The organism is Cryobacterium sp. M91 (assembly GCF_002929615.1).
Taxonomy (GTDB): domain Bacteria; phylum Actinomycetota; class Actinomycetes; order Actinomycetales; family Microbacteriaceae; genus Cryobacterium; species Cryobacterium levicorallinum.
Window position 1 is genome coordinate 1 of record NZ_PJJT01000072.1, and the last position, 15,738, is coordinate 15,738.

Genomic DNA, 15,738 nt, shown 5'->3' on the forward strand with positions numbered 1-15,738 from the left:
CTCAACCTCGAAACCCCCGCCTACCGCCTCAACCAGCTACTTCTCGAAGCAAAAACCCCCGCGTTGCCCTGACCACTTGACTTTGCCGACGCAAAACGGCCGCGAACTCACGGCTCGGCGATCAAAACTCACGGCTCGGCGAGGCAGCCGCCACGAGATGCCACCTTCGGCCCCATGTACTGCCCAATGCTCGAGGCGGGGCGCGGAAAACGCGCGAACCTCTGCGAAACGCAGCAGGCAGCATCCGTTGTTGGCGCACTTAACGCCGTTAACAGAACGGGAGGCAATGGCCGCAGCCACCGCCTCCCGAGATCAGCCCGTCAGGCGCGTGAAACCTACGCGGCACCGTCGAACATCGAGGTGACCGAACCCTCGTCGAAGACCTCATGGATCGCGCGCGCGAGCAGCGGAGCGATCGGCAGCACGGTCAGGGTGGGGAAGCGCTTCTCCGGCGGGATCGGCAGCGTGTCGGTCACGACGACGGCGCTGATGGCCGGGTTCTGCAGCATGTCGACGGCCGGGTCGCTGAACACGGCGTGTGTCGCGGCGACGACAACGCCGATGGCGCCGGCCTCACGGAGGGCTTCGGCGGCCAGGGCGATGGTGCGTCCGGTGTCGATCATGTCGTCAACGAGCAGGCAGACGCGGCCGCTGACCTGGCCGACGATCTCGTGCACGGAGACGCGGTTCGGCACGAGCGGGTCGCGACGCTTGTGGATGATGGCCAGCGGCACACCGAGGCGGTCGCTCCAGATGTCAGCGACGCGCACGCGACCCATATCGGGCGAGACTACGGTGAGGGTGGCCGGGTCGAGCTTCTCGCGGAAGTGCTCGAGCAGCACCGGCATCGCGAACAGGTGGTCGACGGGGCCGTCGAAGAAGCCCTGAATCTGGGCCGCGTGCAGGTCGATCGACATGATGCGGTCGGCGCCGGCGACCTTGAACAGGTCGGCGACGAGGCGGGCCGAGATCGGCTCGCGACCGCGGCCCTTTTTGTCCTGGCGGGCATAGGGGTAGAACGGCGCGACCACCGTGATGCGCTTGGCCGAGGCACGCTTGAGGGCGTCGACCATGATGAGCTGTTCCATCAGCCATTCGTTGATCGGCGCGGTGTGCGACTGGATGACGAAGGCATCCGAGCCGCGCACGCTCTCGTCGAACCGGGCGTACAGTTCGCCGTTGGCGAAAGTGCGTGCGTCGGTGTGGAGCAGCTCAGAACCAAGCTCCGTGGCGATATCGAGAGCGAGCTGCGGGTGTGCTCGCCCCGAAACCAGTACTAGTCGTTTGTCGCCGCTGGTCTTGATTTCCGACACTTATTCTCCAGTCTCTGTGGTGCTGCTCGCTGCGGCTGCTGTCGCCGCAGCTGTGCCGGCCCGGTTGGTCTCGACCCAGCCGTCCATATTGCGTTGCGGGGCCACGTTAATGGCCAAAGCGCCGGCCGGAACGTTTTTGCGAACGACCGTGCCAGCCCCCGTATACGCCCCGTCTCCAATTGTAATCGGGGCGACGAACACGTTGTGCGACCCGGTGCGCACGTGCGAACCGATCGCCGAGTGGTGTTTGGCCACTCCGTCATAGTTAGCGAATATTGTTCCGGCGCCGATATTGGATTCGACCCCGACCGTGGCATCGCCAACGTAGCTCAGGTGCGGCACCTTGCTGCCCGCGCCGATCTGGGCGTTTTTGGTCTCGACGAAGGCACCGATCTTGCCATCGGCACCGAGCACTGTGTTCGGGCGCAGATATGAGAACGGGCCGACGGATGCCCCGGCCTCGATCACCGCGAGGGTCGCGTCTGTACGGTTGACGCGCGCGCCCTCGCCGATTTCGCAGTCGCGCAAGGTCGTGTCCGGGCCCACGATGGCGCCGGTGGCCACGACGGTGGCTCCCTCAATCTGGGTGCCCGGCAGCAGAGTGACGTCGGCTGCGAGCACGGCCTTAAGGTCGATCCAGGTCGTGGCCGGGTCTTGCACGGTCACGCCGGCCAGCTGCCAGCCGCGCACGATCAGGGCGTTGAGCTTCTGCGCGGTGTCGCCGAGCTGGGCGCGGTCGTTGATGCCGGCGACGATCCAGGCATCGGCGACGGGAACGGCGCTCACCTCGGAGCCGGCCCGGCGCAGCAGTTCGATCACATCGGTGAGGTACTTCTCACCCTGCGCGTTCGCGGTGGTGAGCTGCGCGAGCTGTTTGCGCAGCTCGGCCAGGCCAAACAGGTAGACACCGGCGTTGATCTCGGTGACGGCCAATTCGGCATCCGTCGCATCTTTTTGCTCGACGATGCGGTCGAAAACACCCTCGATCGAGCGGATGATGCGGCCGTAGCCGGTCGCATCGTCGGGGTAGGCGGAGAGTACGGTGCCGGCGGCGGCACCGGTACGGTGCGAGGCGATGAAGGAGGCGAGCGTGGAGGCGTTCAGCAGCGGCACGTCACCGTTAATGACGAGCACGTCACCGTCCCAGCCCGCAGGAAGCGCGGCGACGGCCTGCTCGACGGCACGACCGGTGCCGGGAATCTCGTCCTGGTCGATGATGGTGCTCTCCGGCAGGTCCTGCGCGACGACAGCGGCGAGCAGGTCGCGCTCGTGCCGCACGACGGTGATGACGTGGGCGGCGTCCAGTGCGCGCGCGGTCGCGAGAACGTGACTGACGATGGGCACCCCGGCGAGCGGATGCAGCAGCTTTGGCAGGCTGGACTTCATGCGGGTGCCCTGGCCGGCGGCCAACACGATGATGGCGAGGCGGGCGTCTGTCACAGGATTCCTAACGCATTTGGTGAAGAAAGTGAGGGCTCCGCCACCAGGATTCGAACCTGGACCGAACAACTCCAAAGGTTGCCGTGCTGCCGTTACACTATGGCGGACCATGCTGACCGGGGCCAGCAACCTGTCAAGTCTGCCAGATTCCGGCGGCCAGCATGCACCGCTGGCACCTGCAAGAGGCCTCTGGGCGAAGAAAGCACCCGGTAAGCGGGATAATGGAGCAATGCCTGGCCATGATGAAGTCGATCGAATCGTTGATTCGTGGCTGCGTGAACGGCCCGATCTCGACTTCGCGCCGCTGCAGGTGCTCAGCCGCGTCGCCCGGCTGTCCAAGCATCTCGACCGTGCCCGCCGTACCGCATTCTCCCGTTCGGAGCTCGCGTCCTGGGAATTCGACGTATTGTCGGCCCTGCGCCGGGCCGGCAGTCCCTTTGAGCTCAGCCCGAAGGCCCTGCTGCAGCAGACCCTGGTCTCAAGCGGCACCATGACGAACCGCATCGACGGGCTCGTCGAACGCGGGCTCGTGAAGCGCCGCTCCGCACCGAACGACGGTCGCGGAATCCTGGTGGGCATGACGCCCGCCGGCCTCAGCCGAGTGGACGCCGCGATCACCCGGCTGGTCGAAGCCGAGGCTGCTCTGCTCGCGACCCTCTCGGTGAGCGACCAGGAGCGCCTGGCCGGCCTGCTGCGCAAGTTGAGCCTCGACTTCGACTAAGCGCCGGCGCCAGCGCGGCCGTTTGCTGCACGCGCGGCAAGCGGATGCCCGCCCGCCGGCATCCGCTTGCCGCAGCCAGAAACCGGCTGGTTATCCAAACCGACCGTTGACGTAGTAGGCGGTGCGGCTGTCGATCGGGTCACCGAACATGGCGTCGGTGGGACCGTGCTCCACGATGCCACCGGGCGTGCCCTGGGCAGCCAGAAAGAAGGCGCAATTCTGCGATACCCGCTGCGCCTGCTGCATATTGTGCGTCACAATCACGATCGTGACCTCCTGAGCGAGCTCCAGCATGGTCTCTTCGATCACCCGGGTCGACGTCGGGTCGAGCGCGGAACACGGTTCGTCCATCAGCAGGATGCGCGGGGTAACCGCCAGTGATCGGGCAATGCACAAGCGTTGCTGCTGTCCGCCGGACAACCCGCTTCCCGGCGAGCGGAGTCGGTCTCGCACCTCCTTCCATAACCCGGCCTTGGTGAGGCAACTTTCAACGAGGTAGTCCTTTTCGGCACTCGATGCCCTGGTACCGGTGAGAGTCAGGCCCGCAATCACGTTGTCGTAGATGGACATCGACGGGAACGGGTTTGGTTTCTGAAAGACCATACCGATGCTCTTCCTGGCATCAACGAGCTTGCGTTCTGCGTTGTAGATGTCCTCACCGTCGAGGAGCACCTCTCCGGCGAGGCTGGCCGATGGCACGAGCTCGTGCATGCGATTCAGGATGCGCAGAAACGTGGATTTTCCGCAGCCTGAGGGGCCGATCAACGAGGTAATGACACCGGCCGGCATGGTGAGTGACACTCGGTCGAGCACTTGGCGTTCACCGAACCACGCTGAGACGTTGCGGCCTTCCAGGGTGGCCAGCGCTGGGATGTTTGTCTGTTCGGGAGCGGATACTCCCGCTGCTGCGACGCCCCGTGCCGATTCTGAGGAGTCGACCGAACGTCGGCTCCAGGGAGCGCGCGCACGTAGTTGATTCACGGGCGCGTGCAGCCGCCCGACCAGGCTCGAGCGCGACGCCCCCTGCATGGGCAATGTAAGGGTTCGGTCATTGTCGCGGAACAGTGGAGTCATGACCACATCTTTTCTTTAGTGCCCCGTGACTCGGGACGATATGAATAGTTGAAGGAAAAAATACTGGTGGCAGAGCGAGTTAGAGCAGGTTGGGCAGCAGCCGGACGACCTGGTCGGCGACGACCAGACCGCTCAGCACTCCCACCGGGATGAAAACGATCCAGGTCTTCTGTGCGCCAACGCGAGGAATGGACCAGACCACGGCAAATTCGACCAGCAGAAAGAATTGCAGGGCAAAGGCCAGCGCCCACACCGTAGACAGGTCACTGGCAAGTTCCCGCTCGGCCGGACGGAGAGTGGCAAAGGTGGTTTGGCGCTGACCGGCTGGGTGCGTTGTACTGACTAATTCGGCATCCACCCTGGCAATGCCATTGGGCACAAAGGCCAAACCGCGAGCCGTCTCCAGGATGAGACGACCCTGGTCAGCTCGGGGCGATGCCGGAGCCGGATCGCCGGCATACCGAACCCCGATGACCGAGAAAGTCGACTTGCCCTGACCGGTCAGCACGGTGAATTTCTGTCCGGGTCGCAGCTCCTGAATGCGCGCGAACGGTGCACCGTAGGCTGCGGCACGCCCCATCACCACGCTCACTCCCGCTTGGCCGGGGAGCACAGTGTCGCGGCGGTGACCCGGCCCGTTTTGGGTCGTACCCGAGTCCGTTCCCTCTACGATGATTTCGTGAACGTCAAGGGCCGGGATGTCGATGAGTGCAACCGGGGCACCATCGGCGAGCAGCACCTTCTCGACCGTGCCCTCACTGACCGGGGCCGTTCCCTCGGCCAGCTGGAGGCGAAATGTGTCGGTGAGCTGTTGTTGAGCGACGAGGTGTTGGAGTTGTCCAACAACGGTCACCTGCGCCAAAAAGCCGAAGAGAAGCGCGGCGACCATGGCCAGGGAACTCCGAACGAGCCGTTCTCGCGCGGTCAGCACGATCCGCGGGCTCGCCACCGGCGCCGCCCACAGTGGCGGTTTGGTTGGAAGGGTCTGACCCGGCTTCCAGCCACGTGGAGGCATAATCCGCTGGCGCGGCTGTGCTGGGCGGATCGACCGCAGTAGGCGTCGGGTCGACGGCAGGCTGCGCCTGGCACTCATCATGTTGTGGCCTCGACCGAGACTTCAGACGCACCGATTGCCGGCGCATTCTGGCGACGAGACCGCTGCCACGCCAATAAAAAGCGTGCAGCGAAGACAAGTACGCCAAGGATGCCCACAACAAGCATCACGAAGTAGGGGGGCAGGATCACCAGGGTGTCGCGGGTGACCGGTGTTAGCACGGCTCCGTTTACGGTATCTGGCGGAGTGAAGGTCATATGGGCGTTGAGAACGCCCCACTGGCCAACGTCAGACAGAGTGATGCTGACGGTCTTCGTTTGCCCCGGCTCCAGATCAATCACGCGACTGTCGGTGGGGTGGGCAACATCCATTCCAACGGAGTTCTCCAGCCAGAATCGCAAGTCAGCGCTGAGCGGCCACGAGGTGACATTCTTCGCCGTGAACGCGAGGGTGATGTCCCCACCCTCGGGACCAACGACCGACGCTGCGCTGCCAACCAAGCCGCTCAAGTAGAAGACGCCGCCCAAATCAAATGGGGCTTCACCCAGTGCATCGGCCGCGGCAGCCGGAGTGTTCGCCACGACTTCAGTCACGCCACCTAACGGGCTGGTGATGCTCCTCACTGACGGGATTATGGACGCCGCTGAGGGTGCCTCGCGCGTCTCCGGCTGTGCCAGGAGTCCACCGGCAGTGATCAGGAATTGTGAAATGATCCAGTCCGCTGCCGTCCCGTCTGCTCTCGTTCCGGTCACCGACACGGTGTGATTACCGGTTTCCAGCCCGGCGGGCAGAGCCACCGAAACGGTGAATGATCCGGCAGCATCAGCGTGACCGCTCGCGAGCAAGACCGGTGTGGAGTTGACGAAAATTTCTATAAACGAGAAAGGCTTGAGGCCTGTGAGGGTGATGACCACCGGCGCGTTCGTCGCTGACGACCCAAACGGCAGGGCGATAGTGGACTGCGGCTCTGTCGCCGTCGACGAATCAACGACGGGAACACTAATGCCGATACCGCTGTCATCGTTCGCGGCTTGGGCGCCCGATATTCCGGTGCTTGAGCCCAAGAAAACGAGAAGGGCAAGGACACCGACGAGTCGAATTCTTGGGGATCGGCGTTGGTTGGACACAGTCACGTCACTCCCCCCGAGCCTGGCGTCGCGCCTCGGCCTCGGTGTATTCGATCCAGGCGGCGGCACGTTGCGTGCCCCTGAGGCGAGTGAACCGCACTAGGAAATAAATCAGGCCTGCGAGCGACAGGATGATGAGAGCGCCCCACGGAACGACAATCAGGTCGGTGTCCCGACTCGCGGTGGGCAGCACCCCGGGGTTGATGGCTTCTTTGTCGATCGTTGCGGCAAGATTGACCTGCGGATTGAGGTAAATCCACGAACCAACACCTGGCACGGTCATGGTCAGGGTGCGCGTGCTGCCGGGCAGCATCTCGGGAATTTCTTCCCGGCTGATTCCTGATAGCGGAATGCCGAAGATGCCGCGCACTCGCGACACGGTCGTAGCACCGAGCGCCACATTGCCGGTGTTATTGAGCGTCACGGTGAGCTGGGTCTTGCCAGAAAACGGATTCAATTCGGCCTGATAGGACGACGCAATGCTACTAATGGTCAGGCCCGTTTGAAGTGCGCCCTTGACGCGAACGTAGAGACGAATGGCAACCCGTCGGTCCAGCGAAATTTGTCCGGATGGGGACAGCGCGGAGACAATTATGCCGCCGGCATGGTCCCCGGGACGGGCATCAGCGGGCGTCGTCACGGTGAAGGGAATCACCTGGGACGCGCCGGGCTCCAAGGTCGCTGTGATCTGGTCCGCGCCGTTGGCAAAGGTCACCCAGCGTCCGACGTCCACCGGGGATACGCCTCCGTTTAAGAGCGAGAAGGCGCCGTCATCCCCGTTGAAGGCGTCGGTAGCGTAGACGGTGACAGACTGGGCCGTCGTTCCGGTGTTCTGCACCAGGTACTCATCGGAGACCGCCTGTCCCGGATCCATCTGGTAGCTGTAGCGCGAGCGGGATTGGTCGACCCCACCGTCGGCTGAGGGGGCACCCGCAATACCGTCGGACTCGGCTGCCGATGAGCTCATGGCTTGCACCGCTCCCGTTCCCACGGTCAATCCGATGATGAGGAGCGCTCCGGCCAACAGACCGAGAGGGCGTATAAGGCGATGGATCATCACGCTGGACTTTCTCTTTTCTGCACAAATGTCGACAATTGAAAGCAAAGGAAGAGGCGCCCCACCACCTCTCCCCCTGCTATCGGGATCTTGCTTTTACCGAGGAGTCGTTACTTCGAGACGACCGTGAGGGTGAGGGTCGAGACGTAGGTGCCCGCAGCTTTGTTGGCTGGCGCCACAAACGTGAGGTCGGCGTTGAGCACAGTGTTGCCCACCGTGTTTGCCGCTGCGCCCGACGCGAAGAGCGACGAGTACGTTGCCAAACCGGCGACCTGGGCGGTACCAGCGGTCACGCCGGTCGCTTCGGAGGAGACGATCTTCGGTATCAGACCGAGCTGAGCCTTGCTGATCGTGTTGGTAGCGTCACTGGCGTTGACAAAGTCGGTGACGCTGGCATTCAGGTCCCAACCCTTACGGCTGACGCTACGACCGTCGGCGACGGTCACGTTGCCTAAAGTACCGGTCGTGGTCGACTTGTTGTTGACCAGGGTTGGGGCGGCGAATACAGCCGAGGCACCGACGGGAACGATCAAGCTGAGCACTCCGTCGTTGGCGCCGACAGTCTGGGGCGACATCGCGACGCTGCCGGTAGTGTCGGTGTTGGCGGGGGGCGGCGTCGTCGTCGTGTCTTCCGTCACCGCGGTCATCGTGTAGGAGCCGGTGCCGGCGGTGATGGATGCCGTACGGTAAAACGCTCCGACGATGGTGTTGCCGTTGTTGTTCGTGCACGCGATACCGAGGCTGTACGTTCCACCGTTGGACTTGACCGTGCCGTAGTTACCTGAGGTCAGCGCAACACCGGGGGTCAGGGTTGCGGCGATCACGTCTTTGGTTCCCGGTGCAAATGCGCTATCGCCATAGGCGCTCCACGCAGCCTTCGTCCGTTCGTTTCCGGCCGTTGCCACGAAGATGTAGGCATCATCGGCCGTTGTCGGACAGGTTGTCGGCGCATCGTAGGAGACCTTGTTACCCGAGCCAAAGTTGTCGGCGGTCCAGGTGAAAACCGTCGACGGATCGGTAACGAGGGCAATGTTCGCGTCATAGCTGTACAGCGCTGCGTCAGAACCATTCGGCTGGACCGCGGCCGAGGCAACCGCGGTCGCACCGGCCACGAGGGCCAGGGAGACGAAACCGACTGCTGCAATACGCATTTTCTTATTCATGTACATTTCTTAACCTTCCAGTGCTTAGGGGAATGGATTAAGCGGTCTTGGCAACGCGGAATGCGACGACACCTGCGGTGGGCGCTAGGAAGCCATACTTCTTCTTCACTGCTCCCGAACGCGACACCACGGGCGAGGAATTGGTCAGAGCACTCGATACGGCGGAGTCCATCAGCGTGGCGAGGCCGGCGTCGAACTTGGCGCTTGCCGGGTCAACCCGAGCATTCTCCACGACCAGATAGGTGTCGCGACCCCAGGTGGTGTCGGCGTAGTAGGGAGCGTTCGGAACCATGGACGATCCGGTTCCGGTCACCGGAACGACTCCGGCGACGAGAGAGCCGAGGGTGCCGGTACCGCGCTTGTCGTAGCTGGCGCCGGTGTTCATGGCGATCCAACGGGAAACAGCCATGGGCATGACCGACTCGGCCGTGAGGTTCGTCGCGTCGTGCTCCTGGTCTTCGACGACACAGCCAGCTTCGCTGATCGTCTTCATCAGGGTTTCGGTGGAGCCGATCTTGTTCAGGAAGTCCTTGCGGGTGCCCGAGCCAGCCTGCGGGATGATCGGCGTGACGGTTACGCCACCGATCTGGAAGCCAGCAGAGCACTCGTAGAGGCTCTTCATTTGTGATGCCGTCAAAGTTTCGATGCCGGTTGCCGAACCCTTGTAGGCGTAGGCGATGGCATCGCGGCCGAACGGAACGTACAGCAGTTCTCCCGCGGCGTTGGCCGTGCCACCACTGGATGAGCGGGCAATATCCACCTGACCGGTGATGACCACGCTCGCAGGGCTCCCGACCGTGGCGGACGTATACGCGGCACCGTCAATCGAGCGGCTGAGTGCCTTCACGCCATCGCCGGAACCGTTGGGTCGGCCGAACCTTACTCCGGAAGATTTTGTGGTGATGTAAGGAGAACCAGTGGCGTCAAACGAACCAATGGTGGTGTTGTTGACCGTGGAACGAACGCTCGAGCCGGTGATGGCTGTCCCGTTGGCGAGTGCGTTGACGACGTCTTCGAGGGTGTCGGAACCGACAATCGAGTAGCTGTTGGAAACGGGCTCGGCGTGTGCCGGAGCGGAGATGACGATGCCGGAAACGACAACGCCGACTGTTGCGCAAAGTGCAATAGTCCTCTTCGAAATCACTGTTATGCCTTTCGGTCTCTTACCTTGGAACGGACTCGATCGAGTCCGTTTTTCTCCTAAACCGATCCGACCGGAATGCTGGAGGTCGAACGGTCAAGCCTCAACGCCTCAAAGTCTTCTTCGGAAGCGCGAAATCATGGGGACAGCACCAGCAGCCGCGAGGCCGGATAATAGGCCGGCCGGTATAGCCAGTCCCGCCGGACCTGCCGGAGGGTCCTTGGGGGTGGCCAGCCCGAGCAAAGGTCCGGCGGCATTGCCGGTAACTGCCGGTGTCGTCACGACCGGCGCGGTCTCAGGCGCCATGACGGGTGATTGGACCGAACCCGGCCGGGGTGCGCTGGCCGCCACCGCCACCGCCGCCGATGTTGGGGCGACGTTCGCGACAGCCGCAGGGATCGGGCTGATGCCCTTCTCAATGGCGGTGGCCGCAGTCTGAGCCTGGGATACCCAGCTTGCCGGCAGCGGGGCATACCCCTCGGGCAGTTGCCCAATCTCCGGGCCGGATATCTGTCCGGCACCCACAGCGTAGCGGATCATATTGGCGTACTTGGCACGAAGAACGGCATCGGTCTGCAATGGGTTCAGCGCTGCATAGATTGGCATGGCCAGGGGGTAAGCATTGGATGCCGCGATCGCAGCCGATGAATCCGGATCAAATTCCACAACCTTCGGCTGGACCACAGAAGGTGTCATTGCCGCGGCGGCGGCGGTCAGAGACGACTCCGTTGGTGTGACGTACTCGCCGGCCGGATTCAACAGCGACGCCGTAACGTTTTGATACCGAGCGGCGGAAGCCGTTGTCGTCAACCCGAGAACACCCTGCTCACCAACTAGGCTGCGTGCGGTCTTGGCATATTTCGGCGGCGTGTAGCTGGTGTCCCAACCGCCGAGCAGCTGGCCGTCACCACGGAGGGTCAGATAGGCGCCATTTTCGAAGTCCGAGGTGTAGGGGCGCCAGGTTACGAGATTCACCGGACCCTCCCCATTGGACCCGGTCGTTCCGGCTTTCTCAACGGGGTCCGCCTTGGGAAAATTGTCCCGCGGCAGACTCAGGCCAACCGTGCTCGGATTGACCGTTGCACTCGTGGAATACCACGGGTTCACGATCATGCCCCAGGGATCCGGTGTTCCGGACAGGAAAGCAACGGCGTCCGGATCGCTCAGAACATAACGCCACAGAGCCACGGCTAGGTCTGACCGGCCGGAGGGAATCAGAAGGTCAGCCAAAGACGTACTGTTCAGGTCCTGAGAAGCCCATTCCTCGTCGTTGATCGCGAGAAAGTCACGATCGCGCGTGAGGTTGGCTGGATTTTTACCCTGATCAGCAAAACTGTGGTAATTCACGTGGGTCAGGTCAGCCCCCGGCGGCAGGGACGAAATGTAGGACGACGTTAAGAGCTTCGCCACGAGGCGCGGAGTGAGCTTGAGGCTCGAAAAAGCTTGCGTTTCCCGGTCTCTATATTCTTGTTTGATGCCGTCGATCGGTGTGACGCGGCGGTCGACGGCAAACGAAACGGACAGTCCAGAGATTCCGACGGGAGCGTACTGCAGAGGGTCAGCGGCTCCGTTCAAGAAGTCTGCGCCTAGGGGCCGGGACGTGAGCGCCAGCGGACTGGGCACGGTCTTGCTTGCCTTGAACGCAGCATCCGCTTCATTGCCCGTGCTCAAGACGAAGGCCGAGTTCGTGGTACCCGCGCAGAGGCTGGGCTGCCATGATGCGATCGCACCCCCGATCAGTTCACTGCCCGAAAGTGCGGCTTCGGCCCCACCGATTTCACAGCGGATGCCGACCGGTTTGAAATCTAGCTTGACGGCGACATGATGCTGCCAGGCATCCCAAAACAGACCCGGCCTGGTGATGCTCTTTACGCCGGAGTCGCCGGTGCCGCGGGGGATGATCACGAGCCAGCAGGACTGCCCAACAATGGGTCGACCGCTCACGATGATCGGCTGGCCACAGCCCAAACCCGGCGACTGCATCGACGTTTGAACCTCGAACTTTACGGAACCAGCTCCGGTGTCATCGGCGCCGGCCCATTTGATTTCGTTGGAGGTGAACTGGGTAAAGAACTCGTTCGTATTCACGTCAATGGACGTATCGTGTTTCAGCACGCCTTCGGCATTCGGCGCCACGGACGCGACCGTTTCACCGCTCACAGCCCGGAACGGAATGGACGTGTACGTTGGCACCAATCCGCCGGTGCCCTTGGCCGTGTATTGCTCGTCCTCCGGCGCGATGCTCTTAAGATTGAACGTCTCGTCGTTGGGGTCAGTGACGTTGTCGAGGACGTTGGAGTCGCGGCCGACGTTGGGGAACGCGCCGTACTGGCACGTCGTACGGTCGGGATGTCCCGGGTTCAGTGGGTCCTCGCCCCAGCACTGGGCGATCTGCATGAAGTTTTCGCCGCCAACGCTTCCCTGCGGTCGCACGGATTTTTTGCCTCCGGTCCAACTCACCAGAATTCCCTGGGAGACCAGTTCGCTGGTTTTCGACACCGTCACCGCGAGGTCGGGAAAGGGGGCATTGCCGTAGTCGAGGTCGTATCCCCGGGCGGCAACGGTCACCACACTCGAGGTTGAGGCCTCGGCCGGCGTCGGCAGCAGCGTTGACACCAACGACATCCCCATGCCGACGATCAATCCGACAACCACTCCGGTAGCGCCAGCGCGAGTCGCCGTCGACCTACCCAGGAACAGGCGCCGCTGGCGAGACATCATTGCACTCATTTGGCAACGACCTTGGCCGGCGTGCGCTTTAGCCGAGGCCAGATTAGGGGCGGAAGCAGTGCCGCTGCCAGAAGGAGGACTGCGGCGAAGAGCATGGTCGATTGGCCGGATCCCCACGCGGAGGATGCCAGGGTGAACGGTGAAGCAACCGCAGACCCTGAGATACCGGTTCCGCTAATCAAAGCGCCGTTTTCGTCGTAGCTTGCCGTCACGCCAGCGGTGGCGCCGGCGGCGCCGGCGGCCGCAGCGGTTGCCGGATCCGCTGAGCCAGCCACGGCATTGGACGCGGTCCCGCCGGTGCCCGCACCGGAAATGGGCGTCTCGGCCAAGGATCCGCCCGTGCCAGTGGTGCACTGGTTCGCGCCGACCTTGTCGCATTCCGCGGGCTGCGGAGCTGTCAGTGCGAGCTGGTTATTCGACGGGGAGTCGCCCGGCTTGAAAGTCGGGTTGTTGCAGGCGTTGGGATCGGGTGCGGGCGCTGCGCCAGGAATGCGGCCGATCTGGTCAAATCCGGCCAGGACCAGGTTCATAGGTAATGGCGAATAGCCGAGGGCTTCGGCCTGCTGCTGGCCCTCGCACAGCATGTAACTCGCGAAGGCACCGAGCGTGGCGCCCTTCTTCGCGGTGAAGACTCCTCCGGCGACCACTTCGGTCGGCACAATCATGTAGGAGTAGCTCGACAGTGGATAGGTGCGCGGGTCCGTGCTGTTATATACGCCATCCAGAATCTGGGTGAGGTAGTCGGGGCCGGGGGTGGTGTTGATCTGCGCCTGCATCAGGGCGACGGCTACGCTCGGCGCGGTGGGTTCGACATAATATCCGGAGGCGTTCAGCACCTTGGCCACCGGATAACCCGATTCCAAGGCATAGGAGTATTCGACGTAGGTGATGGCACCTTCGCCGTAGTCTTGGCTGACGTAGCCGGCGACGCCGGAGGAACCGCTCTGGCCCTTCATATTGCCGGTGAGTGGATACTGCGAAGTGAGTCCGCACGGGGTCGCCTTGCCAACGGATGCGCAGTACGAGTTCCACAGTGCCGGGTGCTGCTTCGACATCCACAGGGTGAACTGCGCCGTCGAGCCGGAGCCGTCAGAGCGCACGACCGGCACGATGCCTTTGTCCGGCATGGTTAGGCCCGGATTGTCGGTGGCGATGATCGGGTCGTTCCATTTGGTGATCACCCCGGTAAATATCTTGGTGATCGTTTCACCACTCAGTCGCAGGTTCGACACCCGCACCCCACCGATCTTCAGGTTGTACATGAAGGAGGAGCCACCAGCCACAATGGGCATGTACGCAAAACCGCGGGTGGGCACCTCCGGGGCCGAACCGTCTTCGGGTTTGGACTGAAAAGGGATCTCACTGACGGCGTAGTCCACGCTGCCGGCGGCAAAATCGCGACGACCGGCCGAGGAACCGACTCCCGAATAGTTCACGGTCATTCCATAATTGGCGGCAACGTTTTTACGCCACTGGTCGAGGGCGTTCTGCGACCACGTCGACCCGGTACCGGTGATCGGATCGTACGTGACTGCCTGGGCCGGAACCACGGTCGCCACGCTCAACGCCACGACGAAGGCCGCAGTCAGCGTTTGGGCTGCGCGCGCCCAGTAATTTTTCCGCGTCACGATGACGACTCCTCTTTCGATGGTGCGGGACGTTCTGGCGTGGAGGGAAGGCCTGGAGCTGGGTCAGGTTCCGGAACCGCGGCCACAGGCTGACGACGGTCCGCCGCAATCGTGATGCGCCGCACGTCTCGAGCGGATGCCTCCAGCACTCGACGCTGCTGACCGTGGGAGAGTTCTCCCGGTCCACGACCACCGATCAGCCGGGCCACCGCGAATAGGGCCAGCACGAGCAGGATTAGAACGGCCGCGGTACCGAAACCGCGGGCAATCATGTTCGGTTCTGGCGACTTGACGAAGTCGAAGACCTGCAGCGGCAACGAGATCATGGGGCCGGAGAACGGGTTGAGATTTGTCACCGCGGTGACTCCGGAGGTCAGCAGCACCGGCGATGTCTCGCCGATGCCGCGCGCTGTGCCGAGAATGACGGCCGTCGCCAGCCCCGGTCGGGCCGTGGGCAGCACGACATGCCAGACCGTACGCCAACGGGTAGCGCCCAAAGCGTACGCCGCTTCACGCAGGTTCCCGGCGACCAGCCGCAGCACAATGTCGGAGGCGCGAATGACGATGGGCAGCATCATGACGGTGATGGCCATGGCTGCTGCAAATCCAGAACGCTGGTGCGTGATCAACACGATGATCGCCGAATACACGAACAGGCCCGCCACAATCGAGGGCAACGCCGTCATGGCGTCGGCAATTGTTCGAACGAACTTCGCGAAGCGGCCACCAATCTCGTTTAAAAACAATGCGGTGAGAATGCCCAGCGGAATGGTGATCGCCAGCGCGATGCTGATCTGAATCAGAGTGCCGAGAACAGCGTGCAGGATTCCACCCGCGGACAGCGGATCGAGCGGGCCAGCCAATTCCATGTTCTCGATGAAGAAGTTGAGGTGCGGCAACGCGTCCTGCCCACGCACCAGGGTGTAAGCGACGACGAAGACCAGGGCGCCGAATAAGATCACGCCGGCGCTGGCCAGGAGCACCGAAACTACCCGGTCCTTGATTTCCTGGCGATCCGCCTTCATCCCCACCAACACGGCGTAGAACGTGATGAAGGAGAGGAAGGACACGATGGTCCACCCCACACCACCAGACAGGGGCGTGAACCAGCCGAAGAGCAGCGTTCCCACAGCGATGCCGGCTACACCAGCGCCAATGAGGTCGAAGCGATCGTCGAGGCGCACGGATCGAACCCGACGCCGCGGCCCGATCTCAATCCCCTCCGAGGAGGGAATGACGGTGGTCGTCTTGGTCGGCGCCGTGCCAGGAGTGAGAGTGTCGATGAGCATG

At 62.9% G+C, this 15,738-nt stretch carries 12 protein-coding genes and 1 tRNA gene; 1 reads left to right on the forward strand and 12 read right to left on the reverse strand.

Annotated features, from left to right (window positions below):
• Positions 1–335 precede the first annotated feature (335 nt).
• From CXY80_RS03725 to CXY80_RS03735, 3 genes are all read right to left on the reverse strand, one after another.
• Positions 336–1,313, reverse strand: a complete 978-nt coding sequence (locus tag CXY80_RS03725; RefSeq protein ID WP_092340644.1) for a ribose-phosphate diphosphokinase — start codon at positions 1,311–1,313, stop codon at positions 336–338.
• Positions 1,314–2,753, reverse strand: a complete 1,440-nt coding sequence (gene glmU / locus CXY80_RS03730; protein ID WP_104131657.1) for a bifunctional UDP-N-acetylglucosamine diphosphorylase/glucosamine-1-phosphate N-acetyltransferase GlmU — start codon at positions 2,751–2,753, stop codon at positions 1,314–1,316. It lies immediately after the preceding gene.
• Between the two features lie 35 nt (positions 2,754–2,788).
• Positions 2,789–2,860: transfer RNA gene (locus CXY80_RS03735), tRNA-Gln, on the reverse strand.
• A gap of 122 nt (positions 2,861–2,982) precedes the next feature.
• Here CXY80_RS03735 and CXY80_RS03740 point away from each other — a divergent pair.
• Positions 2,983–3,474 (forward strand): MarR family winged helix-turn-helix transcriptional regulator, encoded by a 492-nt coding sequence (locus tag CXY80_RS03740; protein ID WP_092451627.1) that lies wholly within the window; start codon positions 2,983–2,985, stop codon positions 3,472–3,474.
• Between the two features lie 90 nt (positions 3,475–3,564).
• Here the strand turns inward: CXY80_RS03740 and CXY80_RS03745 are convergent, their stop codons facing one another.
• The 9 genes from CXY80_RS03745 to pstA form a co-directional block, all read right to left on the reverse strand.
• Positions 3,565–4,338 carry a phosphate ABC transporter ATP-binding protein gene (locus CXY80_RS03745; RefSeq protein ID WP_233194931.1) on the reverse strand — a complete coding sequence of 258 codons (774 nt, stop codon included), beginning with the start codon at positions 4,336–4,338 and terminating at the stop codon, positions 3,565–3,567.
• A 289-nt stretch (positions 4,339–4,627) separates the two neighbouring features.
• Entirely contained in the window at positions 4,628–5,497 is an 870-nt protein-coding gene (locus tag CXY80_RS03750) for a sortase (protein ID WP_233194925.1), read from the reverse strand.
• A gap of 143 nt (positions 5,498–5,640) precedes the next feature.
• Complete coding sequence (locus CXY80_RS03755; protein WP_104131658.1) at positions 5,641–6,666, reverse strand: hypothetical protein; 1,026 nt, start codon at positions 6,664–6,666, stop codon at positions 5,641–5,643.
• Between the two features lie 70 nt (positions 6,667–6,736).
• A complete protein-coding gene (locus CXY80_RS03760) occupies positions 6,737–7,696 on the reverse strand; it encodes a WxL protein peptidoglycan domain-containing protein (RefSeq protein WP_158251558.1) in 960 nt (319 codons plus the stop codon).
• 200 nt (positions 7,697–7,896) lie between these two features.
• The gene (locus tag CXY80_RS03765) at positions 7,897–8,949 is read right to left on the reverse strand and encodes a hypothetical protein (protein ID WP_104131660.1); all 1,053 of its coding nucleotides are present in this window, start codon (positions 8,947–8,949) and stop codon (positions 7,897–7,899) included.
• 37 nt (positions 8,950–8,986) lie between these two features.
• The gene (locus CXY80_RS03770) at positions 8,987–10,093 is read right to left on the reverse strand and encodes a hypothetical protein (RefSeq protein ID WP_092451617.1); all 1,107 of its coding nucleotides are present in this window, start codon (positions 10,091–10,093) and stop codon (positions 8,987–8,989) included.
• A gap of 108 nt (positions 10,094–10,201) precedes the next feature.
• Positions 10,202–12,811: a hypothetical protein gene (locus tag CXY80_RS03775; RefSeq protein ID WP_146070669.1), complete on the reverse strand. Its 2,610-nt coding sequence runs from the start codon at positions 12,809–12,811 to the stop codon at positions 10,202–10,204.
• A gap of 5 nt (positions 12,812–12,816) precedes the next feature.
• Positions 12,817–14,448 carry a phosphate ABC transporter substrate-binding protein PstS gene (gene pstS / locus CXY80_RS03780; RefSeq protein WP_233194926.1) on the reverse strand — a complete coding sequence of 544 codons (1,632 nt, stop codon included), beginning with the start codon at positions 14,446–14,448 and terminating at the stop codon, positions 12,817–12,819.
• The gene (gene pstA, locus CXY80_RS03785) at positions 14,445–15,737 is read right to left on the reverse strand and encodes a phosphate ABC transporter permease PstA (protein WP_092451613.1); all 1,293 of its coding nucleotides are present in this window, start codon (positions 15,735–15,737) and stop codon (positions 14,445–14,447) included. Before pstA ends, pstS begins: the two co-directional genes overlap by 4 nt.
• Position 15,738: the final 1 nt, after the last annotated feature.

Excerpts from the sequence above, each read along its gene's own strand:
- CXY80_RS03740 (WP_092451627.1), top strand. The coding sequence starts at position 2,983 with ATGCCTGGCCATGATGAAGTCGATCGAATCGTTGATTCGTGGCTGCGT.
- CXY80_RS03760 (WP_158251558.1), bottom strand. The coding sequence starts at position 7,696 with ATGAGCTCATCGGCAGCCGAGTCCGACGGTATTGCGGGTGCCCCCTCA.
- CXY80_RS03765 (WP_104131660.1), bottom strand. The coding sequence starts at position 8,949 with ATGAATAAGAAAATGCGTATTGCAGCAGTCGGTTTCGTCTCCCTGGCC.
- CXY80_RS03775 (WP_146070669.1), bottom strand. The coding sequence starts at position 12,811 with ATGATGTCTCGCCAGCGGCGCCTGTTCCTGGGTAGGTCGACGGCGACT.
- pstA (WP_092451613.1), bottom strand. The coding sequence starts at position 15,737 with ATGCTCATCGACACTCTCACTCCTGGCACGGCGCCGACCAAGACGACC.